Source organism: Clostridium zeae (assembly GCF_017312485.1).
GTDB lineage: Bacteria > Bacillota > Clostridia > Clostridiales > Clostridiaceae > Clostridium_AR > Clostridium_AR zeae.
Map to the genome: position 1 here is coordinate 549,379 of NZ_BMBA01000002.1, position 21,577 is coordinate 570,955.

Annotated in this window: 21 protein-coding genes; 3 read left to right on the forward strand and 18 right to left on the reverse strand. The window is 31.6% G+C overall.

The genetic code is table 11. The features are described from left to right. Nucleotides 1–5: 5 nt before the first annotated feature. The 11 genes from fabZ to J3477_RS11975 form a co-directional block, all read right to left on the reverse strand. Nucleotides 6–431: a 3-hydroxyacyl-ACP dehydratase FabZ gene (gene fabZ / locus J3477_RS11925; RefSeq protein WP_206870173.1), complete on the reverse strand. Its 426-nt coding sequence runs from the start codon at nucleotides 429–431 to the stop codon at nucleotides 6–8. Between the two features lie 15 nt (nucleotides 432–446). Continuing rightward, the gene (accB, locus tag J3477_RS11930) at nucleotides 447–908 is read right to left on the reverse strand and encodes an acetyl-CoA carboxylase biotin carboxyl carrier protein (protein ID WP_206870174.1); all 462 of its coding nucleotides are present in this window, start codon (nucleotides 906–908) and stop codon (nucleotides 447–449) included. Nucleotides 909–914: 6 nt separating this feature from the next. Beyond that, nucleotides 915–2,156 carry a beta-ketoacyl-ACP synthase II gene (gene fabF / locus J3477_RS11935; RefSeq protein WP_206870735.1) on the reverse strand — a complete coding sequence of 414 codons (1,242 nt, stop codon included), beginning with the start codon at nucleotides 2,154–2,156 and terminating at the stop codon, nucleotides 915–917. Nucleotides 2,157–2,169: 13 nt separating this feature from the next. Further along, nucleotides 2,170–2,904 carry a 3-oxoacyl-[acyl-carrier-protein] reductase gene (gene fabG, locus J3477_RS11940; protein ID WP_206870175.1) on the reverse strand — a complete coding sequence of 245 codons (735 nt, stop codon included), beginning with the start codon at nucleotides 2,902–2,904 and terminating at the stop codon, nucleotides 2,170–2,172. Between the two features lie 17 nt (nucleotides 2,905–2,921). Continuing rightward, the gene (fabD, locus tag J3477_RS11945) at nucleotides 2,922–3,863 is read right to left on the reverse strand and encodes an ACP S-malonyltransferase (RefSeq protein ID WP_206870176.1); all 942 of its coding nucleotides are present in this window, start codon (nucleotides 3,861–3,863) and stop codon (nucleotides 2,922–2,924) included. A gap of 6 nt (nucleotides 3,864–3,869) precedes the next feature. Further along, complete coding sequence (fabK, locus tag J3477_RS11950) at nucleotides 3,870–4,802, reverse strand: enoyl-[acyl-carrier-protein] reductase FabK (RefSeq protein ID WP_206870177.1); 933 nt, start codon at nucleotides 4,800–4,802, stop codon at nucleotides 3,870–3,872. 16 nt (nucleotides 4,803–4,818) lie between these two features. Next, nucleotides 4,819–5,040 (reverse strand): acyl carrier protein, encoded by a 222-nt coding sequence (gene acpP, locus J3477_RS11955; protein WP_206870178.1) that lies wholly within the window; start codon nucleotides 5,038–5,040, stop codon nucleotides 4,819–4,821. Between the two features lie 200 nt (nucleotides 5,041–5,240). Further along, nucleotides 5,241–6,218 (reverse strand): beta-ketoacyl-ACP synthase III, encoded by a 978-nt coding sequence (locus tag J3477_RS11960; RefSeq protein ID WP_206870179.1) that lies wholly within the window; start codon nucleotides 6,216–6,218, stop codon nucleotides 5,241–5,243. 2 nt (nucleotides 6,219–6,220) lie between these two features. Further along, on the reverse strand, nucleotides 6,221–6,688 hold the full coding sequence (locus J3477_RS11965; RefSeq protein WP_206870180.1) for a MarR family winged helix-turn-helix transcriptional regulator: 468 nt from the start codon (nucleotides 6,686–6,688) through the stop codon (nucleotides 6,221–6,223). A 349-nt stretch (nucleotides 6,689–7,037) separates the two neighbouring features. Beyond that, entirely contained in the window at nucleotides 7,038–7,451 is a 414-nt protein-coding gene (locus J3477_RS11970; protein WP_206870181.1) for a Fur family transcriptional regulator, read from the reverse strand. A gap of 217 nt (nucleotides 7,452–7,668) precedes the next feature. Further along, nucleotides 7,669–8,220, reverse strand: coding sequence for a manganese efflux pump MntP (locus tag J3477_RS11975; protein ID WP_206870182.1), 552 nt, complete (start codon nucleotides 8,218–8,220; stop codon nucleotides 7,669–7,671). A gap of 295 nt (nucleotides 8,221–8,515) precedes the next feature. On the opposite strand from J3477_RS11975, the gene J3477_RS11980 reads away from it, so the two are divergent. Next, nucleotides 8,516–9,733 (forward strand): 6-phosphofructokinase, encoded by a 1,218-nt coding sequence (locus tag J3477_RS11980; protein WP_206870183.1) that lies wholly within the window; start codon nucleotides 8,516–8,518, stop codon nucleotides 9,731–9,733. A 102-nt stretch (nucleotides 9,734–9,835) separates the two neighbouring features. Here the strand turns inward: J3477_RS11980 and J3477_RS11985 are convergent, their stop codons facing one another. Continuing rightward, entirely contained in the window at nucleotides 9,836–11,137 is a 1,302-nt protein-coding gene (locus J3477_RS11985; protein WP_206870184.1) for an aminotransferase class V-fold PLP-dependent enzyme, read from the reverse strand. Between the two features lie 532 nt (nucleotides 11,138–11,669). Here J3477_RS11985 and J3477_RS11990 point away from each other — a divergent pair. After that, the gene (locus J3477_RS11990) at nucleotides 11,670–12,248 is read left to right on the forward strand and encodes a hypothetical protein (protein ID WP_206870185.1); all 579 of its coding nucleotides are present in this window, start codon (nucleotides 11,670–11,672) and stop codon (nucleotides 12,246–12,248) included. A gap of 95 nt (nucleotides 12,249–12,343) precedes the next feature. Here the strand turns inward: J3477_RS11990 and J3477_RS11995 are convergent, their stop codons facing one another. The 3 genes from J3477_RS11995 to J3477_RS12005 all read right to left on the reverse strand — a co-directional run bounded on the left by J3477_RS11995 (nucleotide 12,344) and on the right by J3477_RS12005 (nucleotide 15,715). Then, the gene (locus J3477_RS11995) at nucleotides 12,344–13,552 is read right to left on the reverse strand and encodes an ABC transporter permease (RefSeq protein WP_206870186.1); all 1,209 of its coding nucleotides are present in this window, start codon (nucleotides 13,550–13,552) and stop codon (nucleotides 12,344–12,346) included. Nucleotides 13,553–13,626: 74 nt separating this feature from the next. Beyond that, nucleotides 13,627–14,340, reverse strand: coding sequence for an ABC transporter ATP-binding protein (locus tag J3477_RS12000; RefSeq protein ID WP_206870187.1), 714 nt, complete (start codon nucleotides 14,338–14,340; stop codon nucleotides 13,627–13,629). Next, entirely contained in the window at nucleotides 14,333–15,715 is a 1,383-nt protein-coding gene (locus J3477_RS12005; protein ID WP_206870188.1) for an efflux RND transporter periplasmic adaptor subunit, read from the reverse strand. Before J3477_RS12005 ends, J3477_RS12000 begins: the two co-directional genes overlap by 8 nt. Nucleotides 15,716–15,942: 227 nt before the next feature. Here J3477_RS12005 and J3477_RS12010 point away from each other — a divergent pair, with 227 nt between their 5' ends. Further along, nucleotides 15,943–17,868 carry an ABC-F family ATP-binding cassette domain-containing protein gene (locus tag J3477_RS12010; protein WP_206870189.1) on the forward strand — a complete coding sequence of 642 codons (1,926 nt, stop codon included), beginning with the start codon at nucleotides 15,943–15,945 and terminating at the stop codon, nucleotides 17,866–17,868. Nucleotides 17,869–17,997: 129 nt separating this feature from the next. Here J3477_RS12010 and J3477_RS12015 read toward each other — a convergent pair whose 3' ends face one another. From J3477_RS12015 to J3477_RS12025, 3 genes are all read right to left on the reverse strand, one after another. Further along, entirely contained in the window at nucleotides 17,998–18,489 is a 492-nt protein-coding gene (locus J3477_RS12015; protein WP_206870190.1) for a dUTP diphosphatase, read from the reverse strand. Nucleotides 18,490–18,709: 220 nt separating this feature from the next. Continuing rightward, entirely contained in the window at nucleotides 18,710–19,504 is a 795-nt protein-coding gene (locus J3477_RS12020; protein WP_206870191.1) for a prealbumin-like fold domain-containing protein, read from the reverse strand. A gap of 178 nt (nucleotides 19,505–19,682) precedes the next feature. Continuing rightward, nucleotides 19,683–21,404 (reverse strand): glycoside hydrolase family 13 protein, encoded by a 1,722-nt coding sequence (locus tag J3477_RS12025; RefSeq protein ID WP_206870192.1) that lies wholly within the window; start codon nucleotides 21,402–21,404, stop codon nucleotides 19,683–19,685. Nucleotides 21,405–21,577: the final 173 nt, after the last annotated feature.

Below are 21,577 nucleotides of genomic sequence, written 5' to 3' on the forward strand. Positions count from 1 at the left end.
AGGAATTAGTCTCCTATAGCGAACATAAACTCGCCTTCAACAGCCTTTTCATCGCCTACGTATGCTATGCCTTTTCCTACACCTGCTGGTCCTTTTGCTTTAATTATCTCAACTTCTAGTCTTAAAGTGTCTCCAGGAACTACCTGTCTTCTGAATTTTACTTTATCAATTCTTCCGAAGAAAGCTATTTTCCCCTTATTCTCTTCTAATGAAAGCATTGCTACAGCTCCAGTTTGAGCTAAAGCTTCTATTATCAAAACCCCTGGCATAACTGGATGACCTGGGAAGTGACCTTGAAAAAAGTTTTCATTACCTGTCACATTTTTAATAGCTACAGCTCTCTTTCCTTCTTCAAGCTCTAAAACTCTATCTATTAATAGAAATGGATATCTATGTGGAATTATTTCTTGTATTTGCTTTATATCTAGCATATAAATCAACTCCTATTATTTAATTCTGAACAACTTCTGACCGTATTCTACCATCTGTTCGTTAGAAACTAGTACTTCAACAATTTCTCCATCCACTTCACTTTGTATTTCGTTCATAATCTTCATAGCTTCTATGATACAAAGTACATCGCCTTTTTTAACTTTGTCTCCAACATTCACAAAAGCTGGCTTCTCACTACCTGCTGAAGCGTAAAAAGTTCCTACTATTGGAGAATTTACGTATGTTCCGCCTTTAACTTCTACTTCTTCAACAACCTTTTCTGTCTTGCTTTCTGATATATATTCTAATTTGCTAGCTTCAACAGCTTTTATTTCCTTTGTTGTAGTTGTTTTTGGAGCACTCACATTATTATCTTTACTCATCTTAAGAGAAACTCCGTCAAACTCCATTTCGAAGTTTGTAAGATCAGAAGAATTGATTATTCCAATCAATTCTTTAATTGAAGCATAATCCATAAAACATTACCTCTCAGTCCATTTTTTAAATAGAAGTACACCATTATGACCGCCAAATCCTAAGGAATTTGAAAGTACATATTTAACTTCTTGATTTCTTCCTGTATTCACTACATAATCTAAATCACAGTCTTCATCAGCATTTTCATAACCAATTGTAGCTGGTATATAGTTTTCTTCTACTGCCTTAATTGCCACTATAGCTTCTATTGCTCCAGCTGCTCCTAAAAGGTGACCAGTCATTGATTTCGTTGAACTAACTGGTACTTTATAAGCTTGCTCTCCAAATAGTCTTTTTATAGCTACTGTTTCAAATTTATCATTATATGGAGTACTTGTTCCATGAGCATTTATATAGCTTACTTCTTCTTTAGCAATGTTACCTTCTGTAATAGCAAGTTCCATAGCCCTAGCAGCACCTTCACCTTCAGGAGATGGTGAAGTCATATGATAAGCATCACAAGTGCTTCCATATCCAACTACTTCTCCATATATCTTTGCTCCTCTTGCTAGTGCATGATCTAATTCTTCAAGAATTAGTATTCCTGCACCTTCTCCCATAACAAAGCCTTCTCTATCTTTATCAAAAGGAATAGATGCTCTCTTAGGATTCTCATTTTTTGACAAAGCATTCATAGATGCAAATCCTGCTATACCAAGAGGTGTTATTGAAGCTTCAGCACCACCTGCTATCATTATATCACTATATCCAAATTTTATGTTTCTAAAAGCCTCACCTATAGAATTGGTAGCACTTGCACAAGCAGTTATTACTGAAGTACATATTCCCTTTGCACCAAATCTTATAGCGATATTACCTGCAGCCATGTTTGAAATTGACATTGGTATAAAAAACGGTGAAACTCTTGTAGGTCCTTTTTCATGAAGCTTTATAGTTTGTTCTTCTATAGTAGCAAGACCTCCTATACCTGAGCCAACGATAACTCCTAATCTTTCTTTATTAACTTTATCAAGATCCAATTTTGAATTTTCTACTGCTTGTTGTGCTGCAGCTAATGCAAATTGGCAGTATCTATCCATTCTTCTAACTTCTTTTCTGTCTATATATTCTTCAGGGATAAAATCTTTTACCTCTGCAGCAAGTTTTACTTTTTGTTCTGTAGTATCAAAAGCTTTTATTTCATTAACTCCACAAACGCCTTCTTTAATACCATTCCAAAAAGAGTCAACACTATTTCCTAAAGGAGTTATTGCTCCCATTCCCGTTACTACAACTCTTCTTTCCATCATTCCACCATCCTTACATAACCATTCCGCCATCAACATTTATAACCTGGCCAGTAATATAATTTGATAAATCGCTTACTAAGAATCCTACAAGATTAGCAACATCTTCTGTAGTACCTAATTTCTTTAAAGGAATTGAACTTAATGTAGCTTCCTTCACTTTATCTGATAATGCATCTGTCATATCTGTTTCTATAAACCCAGGTGCTACCGCATTACATGTTATACCTCTTGAAGCAAGTTCTCTAGCAACAGATTTAGTAAGCCCTATAACTCCTGCTTTTGACGCAGCATAATTTGCTTGACCTGCATTTCCAGTAATACCTACTACAGAAGTCAAGTTTACTATCTTACCACTTCTTTGCTTCATCATTATAGAAGATGCTGACCTTATTGTATTGAATGTACCTTTTAGATTTGTATTTATAACACTGTCAAAATCTTGATCTTTCATTCTCATTATTAGTCCATCTTTAGTTATTCCTGCATTGTTAACAAGTATATCTACAGAGCCAAACTCAGCGAATGCTGTCTTTATAAGCTTATCAGCGTCTTCACTGCTCGATATATCACATTGTACACCTATAGCATTTACACCAAATGCTTTTATTTCAGCTAAAACTTCGTCTATAGAGCTACTTCTATAGTTAACTACTATATTAGCTCCCATTTCAGCAAGCTTAATAGCAATAGCTTTCCCTATTCCTCTACTTCCTCCAGTAATTACTGCAGTTTTTCCCTTTAACATGAATTCACACCTTCCTATTAATTTAACTTGCTTAATCCGTCAATAGTTTTATCTAAAGATTTAATGTCTTCAACATTAAATATGTTTACATTTCTGCTTATCTTTCTAACAAAGCCACTAAGAGCGCGCCCTGGTCCAACTTCTATAAAGGTATCAACACCATCATTTATCATAAGTTTTATAGAATCTTCCCATTTTACTGAACTCATGACTTGTTCAACTAGTAAAGGCTTTACATCAGAAGTTGAATTTACATATTCAGCAGTAACATTACTAATAAGTGGAATACTTAGTTCATTTAATTCTATTTTATCCAATTCTCCAAATAATCTTTCACTTGCTGGTTTCATCATTGATGTATGAAAAGGACCACTTACAGTTAATGGAATAACTCTTTTTGCTCCTCTTTCAGATAATAAGGCACCGCACTTTTCAACAGCATCCTTTTCACCGGCAATAACTATTTGGTCTGGGCAGTTATAATTAGCTACTTCAACTACACCAAATTCTTTGCATTCGTTAACACATGAATTAAGAACCTCTTTATCCATACCAAGTACTGCAGACATAGCCCCTATACCTAGAGGTACAGCTTCCTGCATAAAGAATCCTCTTTTCTTAACTAAAGTTACTGCATCATTAAAGCTCATAGTTCCTGCTGCAACATGAGCTGAGTATTCACCTAAGCTAAGTCCAGCAACTACATCAAAGTTTATTCCTTTTTCTTGTATAACCTTAAGAGCAGCAATAGATGTAGTTAAAATAGCAGGTTGAGTATTTTCAGTTTTATTTAATTCTGTATTTGGGCCTTCAAAGCATATTGACTTAAGTGAAAATCCTAAGGCTTCATCAGCTTTATTAAATATGTCTCTTGCAACCTCATAATTATCATATAATTCTTTTCCCATTCCAACGTATTGTGCACCTTGGCCGGAAAATAATAATGCTATCTTCATCATATCCTCCTAGTTAAGCTTCGCTATAAGTTCATCATATTTTTCAAACATCTCTTTTATGATTTCTTCACAACTTTGTTCTTTTGATATCATACCAGCTATCTGTCCTGCCATGAACGAACCTTCGTCAGGATTTCCTTCAACAACAGCCTTAGCTAAAGCCCCACGTCCTAGTTCGTCATAAGCTTCAATTGGAGCATTTTCTTTTTCTAATGCCTCAAACTTTTTAGCAAGCTTATTTTTAATAACCTGAACTGGATGACCTGTAACCCTTCCAGTAACCATTGTATCTATATCCTTAGCCTTTATTACGATATCTTTATAGTTTTGATGTATCGTACACTCTTTAGCAACTAAAAATCTAGTACCTACCTGCACTCCCTTTGCACCAAGCATAGATACTGCTGCAATTCCTCTTCCATCACCAATACCACCTGCAGCTATTACTGGTATATTTACTGCATCCACTACTTGTGGTACTAAAGCCATAGTTGTAAGCTTACCTACATGACCACCAGATTCACAGCCTTCAGCAATAACAGCATCTGCACCACATCTTTCCATTCTCTTTGCCAATGCCACAGAAGGTACAACTGGAATAACCTTTATTCCGTTATTTTTCCACATCTCAACATATTTTCCAGGATTACCAGCTCCGGTAGTTACAACTTTTACACCTTCTTCGCAAACTACTCTAGCTAATTCATCTGCATTTGGGCTTAAAAGCATTATGTTTACTCCAAAAGGTTTATCCGTCAAAGTTTTTGCTTTTCTTATTTGCTCTCTAACATGTTCAACCGGTGCATTTGCTCCTGCAATTATACCAAGACCTCCAGCATTTGATACAGCAGATGCCAATGATGCATCCGCTACCCAAGCCATACCCCCTTGTAAAATAGGGTATTTTATATTTAGAAGTTCACAAATATCTGCCTTAATCATATTTTCCTCCTAAGGATTAAACTCTCTCTTCGATATAAGTAACTGCATCTCCAACTGTCTTTATAGCTTCTACATCTTCTATTTTTACATTGAATTCTTCTTCTAAGTCCATGATTATTTGGAATAAATCTAAAGAATCAGCACCTAAATCTTCTTGAAATGTAGTTTCTAATGTTATTACATCAGCGTCTACTCCTAATTGTTCTACTATTACCTCTTTTATTTTTTCTAATACCATTATTTTTTCCTCCTAATAATTTCATAATTTATATTTATCCGGCTATCTTTTAAAAATAAAGACACAATTTTTAAAAATCATCTTTTAGTACTATTAAAAAAAGATGACTGCTTTATTTTATTTTTGTTGAGCCAGTAAAATTGGCAAATTTTTTTAATTTAATATTAAAATTTTACAACTTGTTTATGCGTAAATTAATTCTACCACTGTAGGAATACAGATCCCCAAGTGAGACCTCCGCCAAAACCAACTAAAACTAACTTATCTCCCTGCTGAAGCAATCCATTTTTATTAGCTTCATCTAATGCCAAAGGAATAGATGCAGCTGATGTGTTACCATACTTATTTAGATTTACATAAAACTTTTCTTTAGGTAAGTCTAGTTTTTTAGCTGCAGAGTCCACGATTCTAAGATTAGCTTGGTGTGGGAATATTAATTTCACTTCATCTAGTGATGTTTCTGCTTTTGCTAACACTTCATTTACTGCTTGTGGAATCTTATTTACTGCAAATCTAAAGATCTCTTTACCATCCATATTTATATAGATTTCATCTTCTTGATTTTCATCTTCAATATATGGATTCTTAGGAACGAATTCTCCCGACGTAAGAGAACTTCTACCCAAAGTTCCATCGGATCCTAGCACAGAACTTATTATTCCCTTTTCTTCAGTCTTTTTAAGTACTACTGCACCAGCTCCATCTCCAAAAAGAACACAGGTACTTCTATCATTCCAGTTTACTATTCTTGAAAGGGTTTCTGCTCCTATTACTAAAGCATTAACCTCTTCTCCTGCTCTCATAATTTTATCTGCTACAGATATAGCATATATAAAACCTGAACATGCAGCACTTACATCAAACGCGTAAGCTTTTTTAGCTCCAATGATATCTTGAACTATGCATGCTGTTGATGGAGTAAACATATCTGGAGTAGTTGTTGCTACTATTAGCAAATCTATATCCATAGGTGTAAGCCCTGCATTATTTATTGCATCTAATCCAGCCTTTGCAGCTAATGCTGAAGTGTTTTCCCCTAAAGAAATTCTTCTTTCTCTTATTCCTGTTCTAGAACTAATCCATTGATCATCTGTTTCAACTATTTTAGATAAATCATCATTAGTAACTATATTATTTGGTGCATAACTTCCTGTTGATATTATCTTTGTATAAACCATAACTACTCCTTGCTTTCTTTATTAAATAAATCATATGTATTTCTACAAAACACATTTAATTTTTGTAGAGCGTGAACCAGTACAGCTTCTTCTTCTTCAGATAAGTCTGTCACTGTTACTTTTACCAACTCTAAATGAAACTTTTCATGAATTCTATAAAGTAACTTACCTTTCTTGGTAAGGCTAATTTTAACTACTCTTCTATCTTCCTCAGATCTTATTCTCTCAACATAACCTTTCTTAACAAGATTATTTATTGCAATTGTCAGTGTACCTACTGTTATACTCAGCTGCTTTGCTACTTCACTCATGCTTTTTGAATCATAGTAACCTATAGCCTCAACAGTATGAACTTCTGTAACAGAGACATCATTAAATGCTCCTGACTGCAGTGCGTATTCTTCTATATTTAAAATCTCATTAAAGATATCCACGAGAAGAGAATTGATAATACTATGAGTATTATTCATATTGCCTCCTAAATATATTTTGATAATCAAAGTTTTTTATATTCAAAGTATATGGGAATTATTTATTTGAGTCAATAGATAGTTTTTCGCTATATATGCTTAAAATTAGATATTTAATCCATTTAATTAAAAATAGCTATGATTATTTCACTTTTATGTAGTGAAAACAATCATAGCATTATATTATTCCATATCTATTATCAATTAATTCATAATTATGTAATTAATTTAACTGTAACCATACCAAAACATAAATATTTTTAAATTAAAGCTATATATGTCCAGCATTATCCTCTTCAAGCATAACTTAAAAACAAATTTTACAGTTCACAATTTATTTACACTTATTTTAATCTTTATTTTTACATTGTTCACATATTCCTTTAAGCACTAACCTATGTTCTGTTAATACAAATCCCGTTTGATTTTTAAGTATTTCTTCAATTTGCTGCATTGGACATGGCACTTCTATTTCTTTATGACATTCAGAACACTCTATTTTATGCATATGCTTATTTTTTCTTATAGCAAACGAGTATTTTCCATTACCTAAATCGAATTTTTCAATTATTTGTTTAGCTTCAAAAACTTCTAAAGTCCTATATACTGTTGAAAGATTTATATCCATCCCCACAGCTTTACATTGGTCATAAATATAATCTGCAGAAACACTAGAATCATTGTCTGAGAGAATTTTATATACGGCTATCCTACTCTTTGTAACCTTTATTCCTTTTTCACCTAAGTATTCGCCAACTCTCATATTTTGCTCCTAACATTTTTATTTCATTATAACATATATTGTGCTGTTTTCAACATATTGAATTATATATAATTTCACTTTGAGTTCTTTCATATTATACTTGTCCAATTTTATCTTATAGCGATATAACTTAATAACAAATTTTATTCTTTAAACTACTCCACTAACCTCTAGAGATGTTTAAAAATAATTTGAGTATTGTACCTATCTATCTAAATTATGCAAATATCATTTTCAATCCAAAAAGTAGAAGGATTATACCACCTATGTAATCTGCATATTTTGAAATTAATTCTATTCTCCTCATATATCTTGAAAAGAAAAAAGCACACATACTAAGTACAAATGTTACTAATCCAATAATAATAGAATTAAATAATATAGAAACTGTACTTTCAACATGGTGAAACACTGTAAATCCAACTACCAAGGCATCTATACTTACTGAAATTCCAAGAACAAAATACATCTTTGGTTTTAGTAATAAACATTCATCCTTTTGCTCCATCCCATCTTTTATCATCATTACTCCTGTAAAAGCAATCACCATACCGCCAATTATGTTAGGTATAGAAGTAACATATTCCTCAAATAATACACCAAAGTAAGTACCTAAAAATGATAACAAAAACTGAAAGAAACCAAATGAAATAGCGAAAAGTATTTTCTTAGTTTTGCTCACCCCACAATTTATACCTATACTCAAAGCAATGGCCGATGCATCCATTGCCAGTGCAACTGAAATGATTAATAAACTTTTCATTTCCATAGTTTGTCCCTCTTTTCTACTAACTTTCAAAGTCTAAACATATATTTGCGTGACTTCATACAATATATTGTATTTTAAAGTTTTCAAATTTATTCTTCAAATGCTTCACTTACAAAAATTGGATGAGCCACAATACTTAATCTTAATTATGAGACAATTCTAAATATATAAATTATATTCTTTTACACTAATAGGCTTTATATTTATCATATTTTATAGTATAGTATTCATTGTACATATTATTTACACAAATAGTATAGCACATTTAAACTACTCAGTACAAAGGAGAGATATAATGAATTGTATCGTTGCCCAATCAGGTGGTCCAACTTCAGTTATAAATTCTAGTGTTTTTGGTTTAGTTGAAGCTAATAAGGATTTAAATATATATGATAACGTCTATGCTGGATTAAATGGTATAGAAGGAATATTAAATAGAACGATAATAAATTTATCTGAAATGGATAGCGCAGAACTTGAAGTATTTCAACATACTCCATCATCTGGGTTAGGTTCTTGTAGGTACAAGCTAAAAGATTCTTCTGAATGTGAAGATGAATATATTTCCCTTATGTCTATACTTAATGAACTAAATATTAAAGCTTTCTTTTATATAGGTGGAAATGACTCAATGGATACTACTGCTAAACTTAGCAAATATGCAAAGGATCATGATATCGATATTAAATTTATAGGTATTCCAAAGACTATAGATAATGATTTGATGTTTACTGATCATACTCCAGGTTTTGGTAGTGCAGCAAAATTTATAGCTACTTCTACAATAGAAACCTACTTAGATTCTACCGTATATAGCGATAACGGAATATTCATATTAGAAACAATGGGTAGAGATACTGGTTGGTTAGCTGCTGCTGGAGCACTAGCAAGTGTAGGCGATAAAAAAGCAGCTGATTTCATATACTTACCAGAAGTTGCTTTCGATCAAATAAAATTTATAAATGATATTAGAGAAACATTTAAGAGAAATAACCATGTTTACATAGTAGCATCTGAAGGTCTTAGAGACGAAAACGGTAATTTTCTAACAATGTCTTCCCAAGGTGGCGCTCATGACAAATTTGGTCACAGTCAACTTGGTGGTGTTGCTCATTATCTTCGTACTCTAATAATAAATGCAGGTATAACTAATAGAGTAAAAACTCTAGAACTGGGAGTTTTACAAAGATGTGCTATGCATTCAGCATCAAAAGTTGACTTTGATGAAGCTAAAATGGTTGGAAGAGATGCACTTAAATATGCTGCAGATGGTCATTCTGGTTATATGGTAGCTATAAAAAGGGAAGAAACTGAAATTTATAGTTCCTCTACCTTCTTGATAGAAGCAGATAAGGTTGCTAATAAAGTTAAATATTTCCCTACAGAATGGATAAATGAAGAAGGTAATAACCTAACTATTGAGGCAATTGAGTATCTTAAGCCATTAGTTTTTGATCAACCTGCCTATAAACTTTCAGATTCTCTACCAAAATATAGAGTTTTCAGAATGTAATTATTCTTAATTTTATGTTTACATATATACAGGCTATATGAATATTGAGTTCATATAGCCTGTATTGTTGTATTATCTCTTCTTTTATAAATAAACAATTTATTAGTATAGATGTTTTCTTATTATATACTCCAGTACATTTAGAAACTCATTAATTTCATTTACTGTATTGTACATACCAAAGCTTATTCTTACCATACCAGGTTTTCTACCCCGACTTCCGCGTATGAAGCTTAGTACTTCTTCATCAGTAACATCCAATAATCGTTTAGCGTAAGGCTGAGCACAAAAACAACCACTTCTTACTGCTATTCCTCTTAAGTCCGATAACATACCAGCTAGTTCTTCATGATAAATATCTCTTAAATTAATAGATATTAATCCTAGTTTATTTTTATCATTCAAATCACAATAGGAAATAACATCTGGCATACTTCTTAGTCCATCTGAGAGATAGTCTCTAAGTAAGTCTTCATGCTCCTCAATGTTATTAAATCCAATTCTGTTGAACTCATAAATAGCCGCTACTAAAGCTATTACCCCTAACACATTCGGAGTACCGCCTTCATCCCTCTCAGGTGCATCTAACCAGTAAACTTCGTCATCTGTAACAATATCTACCGTTCCTCCACCCTTTAATAAGGGCAACTTATTATTAAACTTACGCTTTTTACCCACTATTGCTCCACTTCCAAAAGGCGCATACATCTTATGAGCAGAAAAAACCAAATAGTCAATATCATCATCCTCGTCCACATAATTCATATCAACTTTTCTATGCGGAACTAATTGTGCACCATCGACTATTATTTCAGCACCATTTTCATGAGCAATCTTAGCTATTTTATGAATATCGTTTATATAACCAGTAACATTGGAGGCCCCTGTTACACTAACTAATTTTATACTTCCCCTAGCTTTATCTAATTTTTCTTGAAATTGATCAATTTTTAATCTCCCTTTATCATCTACCTCAACGTATTCAACTCTGCATTTTTCTCTCCACGGCAAGTCATTTGAATGATGCTCCATTCTTGTTGTTAGAACAGTTTCTGAACTATCTTCAATCAAAACATTAACAAGAGTATTAATGCCTTCAGTTGTATTTTTTACAAATATTACAGTGTAATCATCTCTATCGCTCAGATTGAAAAACTTTAATATTTCATTTCTAGCATCATTATATAGCTCTGTGCTAACTTTTGATTTATAGCCTTTGCCTCTACCTATAGATCCATAAAGAGGTAAAAACTTATTTACACAGCGCAAAACTTGCTTCATAGCAGGTGTAGTAGCAGCATTATCGAAATTAATAGGAGTTATTTTTCGTCCATTTGCTAAAGGAATAGCTTGTTCTATGCCCAAAAATAATTCTCTAAAGTCCATTTCTCTTTTTTTCATCATAACAAACTCCCTCCAATATATACTATTCACACATCGTACTAATGTACATCAAACTCTTCATATTCTTATATTTTTACAATTATTTCAATATTTCATAGCTATACGGACTTTTTTGTAGGAGGTCATTAGTACCAATTATTTAGTAAACTTATTAAGACATCAAACATAGTGATACATTACTTAACATCTCCTAAAACGTTATATATTTAATAGTATTGTTGAAATTAAGGTGTCACTACGGAGATACTATATGAACAAGCATTTAGAATTAAATAATTTTCGTAAATGTAATAGCGTTAAAAAACTGTATTGTTCGAACGTAGTGAGTTATACAGTTTTAGCTATGAAATTGTATAAAATTATATTAATTCTCTGCGCAGTTCATTAAAGTATCGGATGTAGTGACACCTTAATTTCATACACCGATGAAACATATAATAAAAATTAAATTTTGAATATATTAGTCTACTTTCATTAAATCTTCATATTATTTAAACATATAATTATAAGAGTTTTATTTGGAGGTATTAAAATGTATCCTGATAGGAAGTACATGGATAAACCAATTAATGATGATTTGAGCTTTGAGCCATTTGTAGGAGAATATGACTCTCCTTTTTCTGAAAATCTATTATCTACTTATGATAATACTAAGTTATCTTCAGATAAGTTCGTTCCATTTTCAGAGGATAATGTTCCGTTTCTAGAAAACTCAGCTCCTTTTTCGGAGAACGCAGTTCCATTCACTGAAAATTCAACACCTTTTACAAACAATCTATACTTGAATGGATTTAATAATAGGTCTTCAATTGGAGATAATTTTAATAAAATAAAGCTTTCTTCAACATATTGGTTTAATTCACTTTTCAACAATTCTACTGATATCAACAGAGGTTATGTACCAGTACCTGTTCAACTTTTTGAAGATATAGATAACGACTTCGATGATAGACTGACCAGCGATAAGGTTAATGAAATATTTAGCAAAATAGAAGAGAATAATAGTTCAATCATAAAAAGTCTCGAAGCCTATAAAATTCCTTTTCCAGTTTCTAAGATGATTGTAAAGAAACTCATTGCACTTTCTATAAAGTATTCTTCAAAACAATAGACGAAAAAACTCGCTGAAATAATATTTTTCAGCGAGTTTTTTCCATCTATCGTTCCCATTGTCTATGAGTAAAATTTGGCAGATTATATATTTTTTTATTCATATCTTAAAGCATCTATAGGATCTAATTTCGCTGCTTTTCGAGCAGGATAAATACCGAAAAATATCCCTACGCTCATAGAAAATAATATTACAAGAAATATATGTTTAACGTATAGAATAGGTGTAACATTAGCTAACCTTCCTATAGCAAAGGCGCCTAAAACACCTATTACCATTCCAACCACTCCACCTATCAAAGATATAATAACTGATTCAGTTAGAAATTGAATTAAAATCAAGTTAGTAGTAGCTCCTATTGCCTTTCTTATACCTATTTCTCGTGTCCTTTCAGTAACTGATACAAGCATTATGTTCATTACTCCAATCCCTCCTACAAGTAGAGATATGGCTGCAACTGCTCCTATGAATGAAGTAAATATATCTATAACCTTATTTACTTGCTCAACCTGCTTCATAAGCTTTTCTCCAGTATATACATCTTTATCTTTGTTATTATGTCTAGATTCTAAAATATTTATTGAGTCACTTGTTGCAGTATCAACATTATCTTTAGTCTCAGCTAAAACGTACATACTATCAAAATTATCATTAAGATCATAAATATTTTCTATGGTAGCAACAGGCATAGCTATAAAAGCTGGGATTTGGTCTTGTGCAAATCCTACCATGAGTTCAGAAGATTTGGTTACTCCAACAACAGTCACTTTTTTAGGAGCATTATTTCTTCCTATTAATATCGACTCTCCTGTAATATCTTTATATCCAAATAAATATTCTGCAGTAATTTCATCAATAACAGCTACATTTTTTCCATCTTCCATTTCTTTTTCATTGAAAAAGCGCCCAAAGAGGAACTCGTAATTCTGTATGTAACTAAAATCTGTGTTTCCTCCATATACTACAGCTCTCTTACTTCTATCATTTACCCTTACAATTCCTGATTTTTGTATTAAAGGTGATATGTATTTAACATTTTCACTTTTATCTTTTATAGCCTTTACATCATTTATATTGAAATAATCTGATTTGGCAATTTGTTGACCAGACACCTTTAACTCCACTGTAAATGAACCTATTTTCTCAAGTTCTCCAGTGATACTAGCTTTCCCACCATTTCCGAGCGATAATATTGCAATAACAGAACTTATTCCTATTATTATTCCCAACATGGTCAAAAAAGATCTTAACTTATTAGCTTTAATGCTGTCTAGGGACATCTTAAAGTTTTCTATAAAGTCCATCTCAATCCCCCTATATTAATTAATATTAACCAGTTCCTTAATGCCTAAAACTCATAAACATTTTAACAATAGAGTTATGTTTTAAGCACTGTATTACTGATAACGATTCTATTTTTAACTTTCTCATCGTTAATTATTAGTCCATCTTTAACTTTAACTAGTCTTTTTGTGTACATTGCTATATCCGGTTCATGAGTGACCATTATTATAGTAGCCCCTTCTTCATTTAAATCTTGAAATATCTTCATCACCTCTAAACTAACCTGAGAATCCAAGTTTCCTGTAGGTTCATCAGCCATAATTACTGATGGAGAATTAACTATAGCTCTTGCAATAGCTACCCTTTGTTTTTGTCCTCCAGATATTTCATTAGGTTTATGCTTTATCCAATTTGTAAGCGAAACTTTCTCTAAAGCTAAAAGCGCTCTACTTGTTCTTTCCTTAGCTGAAATACCAGCATATATCATAGGTAATTCAACATTTTCAAGTATATTCATCCTAGGTAGAAGATTAAAATTTTGAAAAACAAAACCTATTTCCTTATTTCTTACTCTTGCTAACTCATTTTCAGCCATATTAGATACATTTTTTCCATTTAGTATATACTTCCCAGCATCTAATCTATCTAAACAACCAAGTATATTCATCAAAGTACTTTTCCCAGAGCCTGATGGTCCCATAATTGAGGTAAACTCCCCTCTCATTACTTTAAAGCTTACTCCTTTAAGTGCAGTAAAGTTTAACTCTCCAGTTTTATAAGTTTTGTATATCTCTGATATCTCAATCATTGGTGCCTCCTTTACCACTAAACTTAACTGTGATTCCATCCCTTATCGTAGTACTTGGATTTAATATTATTCTTTCTCCTATATTTATACCGCTAAGTATCTCTGAATTTATCTCAGATTGTATTCCTAGCTTTACTTCTCTTTCAGATACTTTCCTGTTAGCATCTACGGTATATACAACATAGCGACCTCCTTTTACAGCTTTTATTGCTTCCATCGGTACTGTAATCACCGAATTTCTCTCAGCAAGTAAAACATCCACATCTACACCAAATTCTGCTTTTAGGCTTTCATCAGATTTATCGAGTTCAATTTCTGTATCCATTGTCACATCACTATTTGTAGTAGCTGCCATCATACCAATTCCAGTTACTCCTTTTTTACCTGAAGGACTTATAAAAGATATTTTCCCATCATACTCTTTTCCATTACTTCTGATTGTAGCAGTCTGACCCATTTTTACTTTATCAATATCTGATTTTCCTAAAGATACAATCACTTTTAAATTTTCTAAATCTTCAATAGTCAATGCTGCTGATGCAGGGTTAACTATACTTCCTATAGTTGCATTTAATGCAGTGACAGTTCCGTCAAAATCAGCAATCAAGTTTTCTGGCATATATCTTAGTCTAGAATTAGCTGATTCAAAGGCAATCTTAGCAAGTGCAACTGTATTATCCATCTGCTTAAGTTTTTCTTCTGAAATTGGTTGTATGCTATTTTTTTGCGTTTCAAGCGTAGTCAAAGCTTTCGATAACTGCTGCAGCCCATCTACACTTGAACTACCATCAGTTTGAGCCATTTCGGAAGGTTGCCCATTACTATCCAAAATGTTAGTTGCCTCTTTTGAATACTTTTTTTCCTTATTTGTTATTTTATCTTTTAATGCACTTACAGTATTTATAAATCCATAACTATTTACTGTATTTTTATCTAACTTAAGTTGCTCTATTTTACTCTTAACAGCTACTATTTCACTATCTAAATCATTAATTTTACCGCTTATCTTAGCATTTTGATTTAATAAATCCTGCCTTTGTAAAACTGCACTATCATATTGAAGCTTAGCTTGCTTAGCAGCATTTTGCATATCCGATGTATCGAAGCTCATTAGAATGTCACCTTTCTTCACTTTATCTCCAATCTTAAAGTTAATACCAGTGACTTTTAACTGTGAACCGTAATAATCTTTAATATTTTTAGCCTTAACAACTCCTGTGGTGTTTAAATAAGACTTAATATCCTCTTTTGTAACTATTATAGTTTTTACAGAAATGTTGTTAGATTTATTCTTTTTAAACTGAAAAAAACTAAAAGCTGTGCCTATTAAAATTATTACTCCAATTAATGTGATTATATTTTTTCTTTTGTTCATATCTTCTAATGGTTCACTTCCTTTCTTAAGCTTCTTGCCTATTTACAGTATTATTATATATAATAGTTTAAATAATATTATCAATAATATTATTTATTTGAATATTTGTGTAAAAGTGATATGGATAGTATAATTAATCGTGTTTGCATGTGTGAAGCAAAATTAAAATCAAGAATTTCATTTTTCTTTCATACATTTATAATTGTCAGTATAAAGGAGTTTTATTTATGATAATCTTAAGTTGTAAAAATATAAAAAAAAGTTTTGGTATAGATGAGATTTTAAAAGATGTAACTTTTAATATAAATGAAGGCGAAAAAGTTGGACTCATAGGGGCAAACGGTGAAGGAAAATCCACATTATTCCGCATACTTACAAGAGAAGTATCTTATGACAGCGGTGAAGTTTTTATAGATAAAAACAGTACTTTGGGATATCTCTCACAGCATCTTGCTTTAGAAAACTTTAATACAATAATGGATGAGATGCTTACAGTTTTTTCTGATTTAATGAATCTTGAAAAAAAACTAAAAACCATTGAAGAAAAAATGAATGAACCTTATGACTCATCAAAACAAGAATATCACGATAAGTTAATTAAGGATTATACTCAAGGTCATGAACTATATGAAAATAGAGGCGGTTATGTTTTTAGAGGAGAAATCTCTAGAGTATTAAAAGGCTTAGGATTTACAGAAGAAGACTTCGATAAGCCTATCAATGTTCTTAGTGGTGGTCAAAAGACCAGGGTAGCCCTATGTAAATTACTTTTAATTAAACCAGATTTGCTTTTATTAGATGAACCTACTAATCACTTAGATTTAGATGCCATTGAATGGCTTGAAGAATATCTTAAAAACTATAAAGGAACTGTTTTAGTAATATCCCATGATAGATTTTTCTTAGACAGTATAACAACACATACCTACGAGCTTATAAATGGCCATATCAACTGTTATAATGCTCCATACACTAAGTATTTAGAACTTAGAAAGAAAGATTATGATGCAAAATTAAAAGCATTTAACCTACAGCAATCAGAAATTAAAAGGCAAGAAGATATTATAGAAAAATTTCGATCTTTTAATAGAGAAAAAAGTATACGTGCTGCTGAAAGCAGACAAAAAGCATTAGATAAGATGGAAAAAATTGATGCTCCTGATAGAGAAAAAAATGGAACCCGAATTTCTTTTCAATCACAAATTAAAAGTGGTAATGACGTAATCCATGTAGAGAATCTGTCCAAAAGATACAGTGATAAATTGCTATTTGAGGATGTTAATTTTGATCTAAGAAGAGGTGACAAGGTCGCTTTAATAGGTGAAAATGGTAGGGGTAAGACTACACTTTTCAAGATAATAATGGGAGATATAAAATCTGATAGTGGAATCACCTACTTAGGGAAAAATGTATTTTTAGGTTACTACGATCAAGAGCAATCTAATTTAAATCTTGATAAAACAGTAATCGATGAAGTTTGGGATGAATTTCCAAAAATGAGCACTACAGAAATAAGAACAGCTTTAGCTTCTTTCTTATTTTTCAATGAGGATGTATTTAAAAAGATAGAAAACTTAAGTGGTGGAGAACGTTGCAGGATAAATCTACTTAAGCTTATGCTTTCTAAATCTAATTTTCTATTATTAGATGAGCCAACAAACCACTTGGATATAATGTCAAGAGAAGCCTTAGAAGAAGCTATCCTTGATTATGATGGTACTTTAATTGTAATTTCACATGATAGATATTTTTTAAACAAGGTTATAAATAAAATATGCGAATTAGAACAGACTGGAATTAAAGAATATCTAGGAAATTATAGCTATTATACTGAGAAGAAGAAAAATCCTAATAGATATGAGGGCTTAGAAGAAGAACAGCTCGGTAAAACAAAAACTCAAATCAAAGAAGAAAGAAAAAAGAAAAAGGAAGCTGAAAAATTAGAAAAAGAAAATAGTTTAAAATTGAAAAATTTAGAAAAAAACATCTCTATACTAGAAGAGAAACTATTAAAATTACAAGAAGATTTATGCTTAGAAGAAGTATATTCTAATCCAACAGAGAGCGAAAAGGTTAATAAAGAAATCATATCCACTCAAGAAGAAATAGATTGTTTATATGAACAATGGGAAGAACTAGAAGCAAATTCTTAAAAATCTTGTAATAACATTAAAATCTATAGATTTAGTAGATATAACAATTTTATATTTTCTTTTACATTAAAAATAGGCTCTAGTGGTTTCATACCTCTAGAAGCCTATTTTTCTATCTATGTACCTTTATTATCTTAACCCAGTAGACCCAAATCCACCACGGTCACTATTTCCAAAGGATTCCACCTCTTCAAATTCTACTTCTGGCATAACCTCCATTATCCTAAATTGCCCTATTTTATCACCAATCTTAATCCAGGTTCCTTCAGATTCCATCTCACACAAAGATTCATTTGACAATGTTTCTGAATATTTTTCTAAGTGCTTACCTTGCAAACAGTATACGGGCATGTGCCATTGATCATTGTCACCTATATATGTATCATCAACAACTCCAACTGAATTTGTTTGAATTACCCCCCATGTTTTGAATGTTGAACTTCTAGGCGCTAGATGAGCTTCCCACCCTTGAGGTAATTCTAATGCAAATCCCAATGGAACCATTGCTCTCTCTCCAACTTTAATAAATATATCTTTATTCGCATATACGTCAATCCAATTGCCTTTTTCTATTTTTTTTAATTTAGTTGCTCCTTCAAAATATTTAACTCTTATTTTCATACTTAATATTTTCCATCCTTTTTTATATTGTTTTAATAAAAATATATCACTTATCTATAACTTTTTATTAAGTTACAGATAGTATTCCCCACTAATTATATAAAGCCTTTGTATGTTTTATATAATCTTCATAGGTATAGTTTTCTTCAATTATAACAAAAAAAGTGAAAATAGATAAGATGCCTAAGTGGCACCTTATCTATTTTATAATTTACTCATGTTATATGAACCAGAATCCGCAGCCACAGAAACCGAATAACAATAATAAAATCCAGAAACCATCAAAGCCAAAACCATCGCAGCAGTTATTTCTAAATCTGCCACAGTTGTTATCAAAACCTCCACAGCAATTATTAAAGTTGTTACAGCATCTATTTTGATTAAAGTTTGCTAAAACTTCTTTTCTAATTCTGTTAACAGCTGTAATTTTTCGTTCTCTGTGATTTCTATCTATAGTAACCTGATCGCTTGGAATATAAATTGGATCTCTAAAAACGCATTTATCTATTGGTTGAACTACCTTATAAATGCCATCTCTCAATCCTTCAAATATAGCTCTACCATTTCTATCAGTGATTTTTGATGATACAAAACAGAACTTTGTTTCACAACCGCAAGTGTCTAATCTTAATAGAAAAACTCTTACTCCACTGATTGGTTCACCATCTACGCTGATAAGTCTTGATGTAAATATTATTTTGCCACCTTTTCTTTCATGATGATCATCGTGGCAATCATCATGATGCTCATGATGTTCATGATGCTCATGATGTTCATTATGCTCATGATGTTCATTATGCTCATGATGTTCATTATCCTTACATCCGCTATTACGTTTTTCTTCTCTTATTGTAGCTTCATTAAATTGATCCACGTCAACATCTACATCTACATCAAAATTATTTTCAATGTTCACCTGATTATTTGACGCATAATTATTTCCAAGTTCATGATTACCATTTAGCCATTCTAAAGTTTCATTGTTATATAGATTGTCAGAAAATTTCATACCCACAGTGGTACCCCTCCTTTTCATCCTTCTTCTACATATTATGTAAGAGATACCAGTTATGTGATTAACTTCGACAGTAAGATAAATCATAAGTTTTTGTTTTTAATATAATTTAATATATGAAAAAAGACAACCAATGTTGAACATCAGTTGTCTTTTTGTTGTACTCTAAAATATAATATTAACTTAATTTTAAAATCTTAAATGACATTGGATCTAAAACTATTTTACCATCAATCGCTTGCTTTTTATTTTCATATAGATCGTAAGCTACTCCATTAACATCTAATGAATACTCGTACTTTTCTTCACTGTTATTTATTAAAACAAATACTTTTTCATCCTTATAACTTCTCACAAAACCTAATGCCATTCCATCTTTACATATATTCGTATAATCTCCATACACAAGAGCCTTAGATTTCTTTCTGACATCATTTAAAGCTTTATATAAGTCGAACATATCTAAATCTTGTTTTTCTTTATCCCATATCATACATCTTCTGCAATCAGGATCATTTTTACCTTCCATTCCGATTTCATCACCATAGTATATATATGGGATTCCAATATATGTGTATTGAAGTGCAATAGCAAGTTTCATCTTATTCTTATCGCCTTCACATTCAGTTAAAAATCTAGCAGTATCATGGCTATCTATAAGGTTTAGCAACTGCCTATTCACTGAATTCATATATAAAGCTCTACTCTCAGCAAGTATATGATCAAGTTCATCAGCATTCATAACTTTCCTTGCAAAAAAGTCTAAACAACATTCTCTAAAAGGATAGTTCATTATTGAATCTAGCTGATCTCCTTTTAAGAAAGAACTGGATTCGTGCATTATCTCACCAATTATAAACCCATCTTCCTTAGATTCTTTTACAGCTTTTTTGAAATCTCTCCAAAAAGCATGATCTACTTCATCACAAACATCTAGTCTCCAACCATCTATTCCGATCTCTTCAATCCAATACTTAGAAACCTTTAATAAATAGTCTTTAACTTCAGGATTGCTTGTATTCAATTTAGGCATTCTTGAAACCTTATTTGCAAATGTTAAATAATTAACTTCCTTCACATCTACTGGGTATGAGTCAACAAAATACCAATCCTTATATTTTGATTTTTCACCTTTTTCCACCAAGTCCTCAAAAGCAAAGAAATCACTTCCAGAATGGTTATAAACCGCATCTAGAACAACCTTTATCCCCCTATCATGGCATTTCTTCACCAATTCTCTTAGTGTTTCATTATCTCCAAACTGAGGATCTATTTCATAGTAGTTAGTTGTATCATATTTGTGGTTAGATCTAGACTTAAATATCGGAGTCATGTAAAGTATATTTACGCCTAAGTCACTAAGATAGTCTACCTTATTAATTATACCTTGTAGATCTCCTCCAAACATAGTTTCAGGAGTTACTTTGCCCCCCCAAGGAAGCGTTCCCTTCGGGTCATTATTCTTATCTCCATTGGAGAATCTGTCTGGGAAGATTTGATAAACTACCCCTTCTTGTGCCCAATCTACCTCTTTATATAAATCAGCTTTACAAAGAAATGGGAACTGGAACGCATTAGGATTGCTAGGTTTTTTATCAACTAAGCCTCTTTCATTAAGGTAATATTCATTATCTTCTAAATCTATTAATCCAAAGAAATATCTAAATCTTTTTTCTTCTACTTCAATATCTATTTCATAATAATCAAAAAGATCAGAGGTATTTGCTTTTTTCAACTCTATACTATCAAATTCATTTTCCCAATCATATCTATCCTTATAGTAAACAACTACTGATTTCAAATCGTCTTTTGCAGTTCTAAGTTTTAAATGCAAAGATTTATCTCCTGTACCATAAGCGTAAGGAGCCTCTGTTATATGATGTATTGCATGTTTGTTCATATGTTCCACCTCTTATTATAGATTAGTTAGCAATTAGCTATTTAAATATACTTTCTTTATTATTAATAAAGACTATAAAATTTACTGAAGCTAATGCACCAATAGTGTTATTATTTTTATATAAATTACTATTAATATATCAATTTCAAAGATTAGAATTAAATCTTGCTATA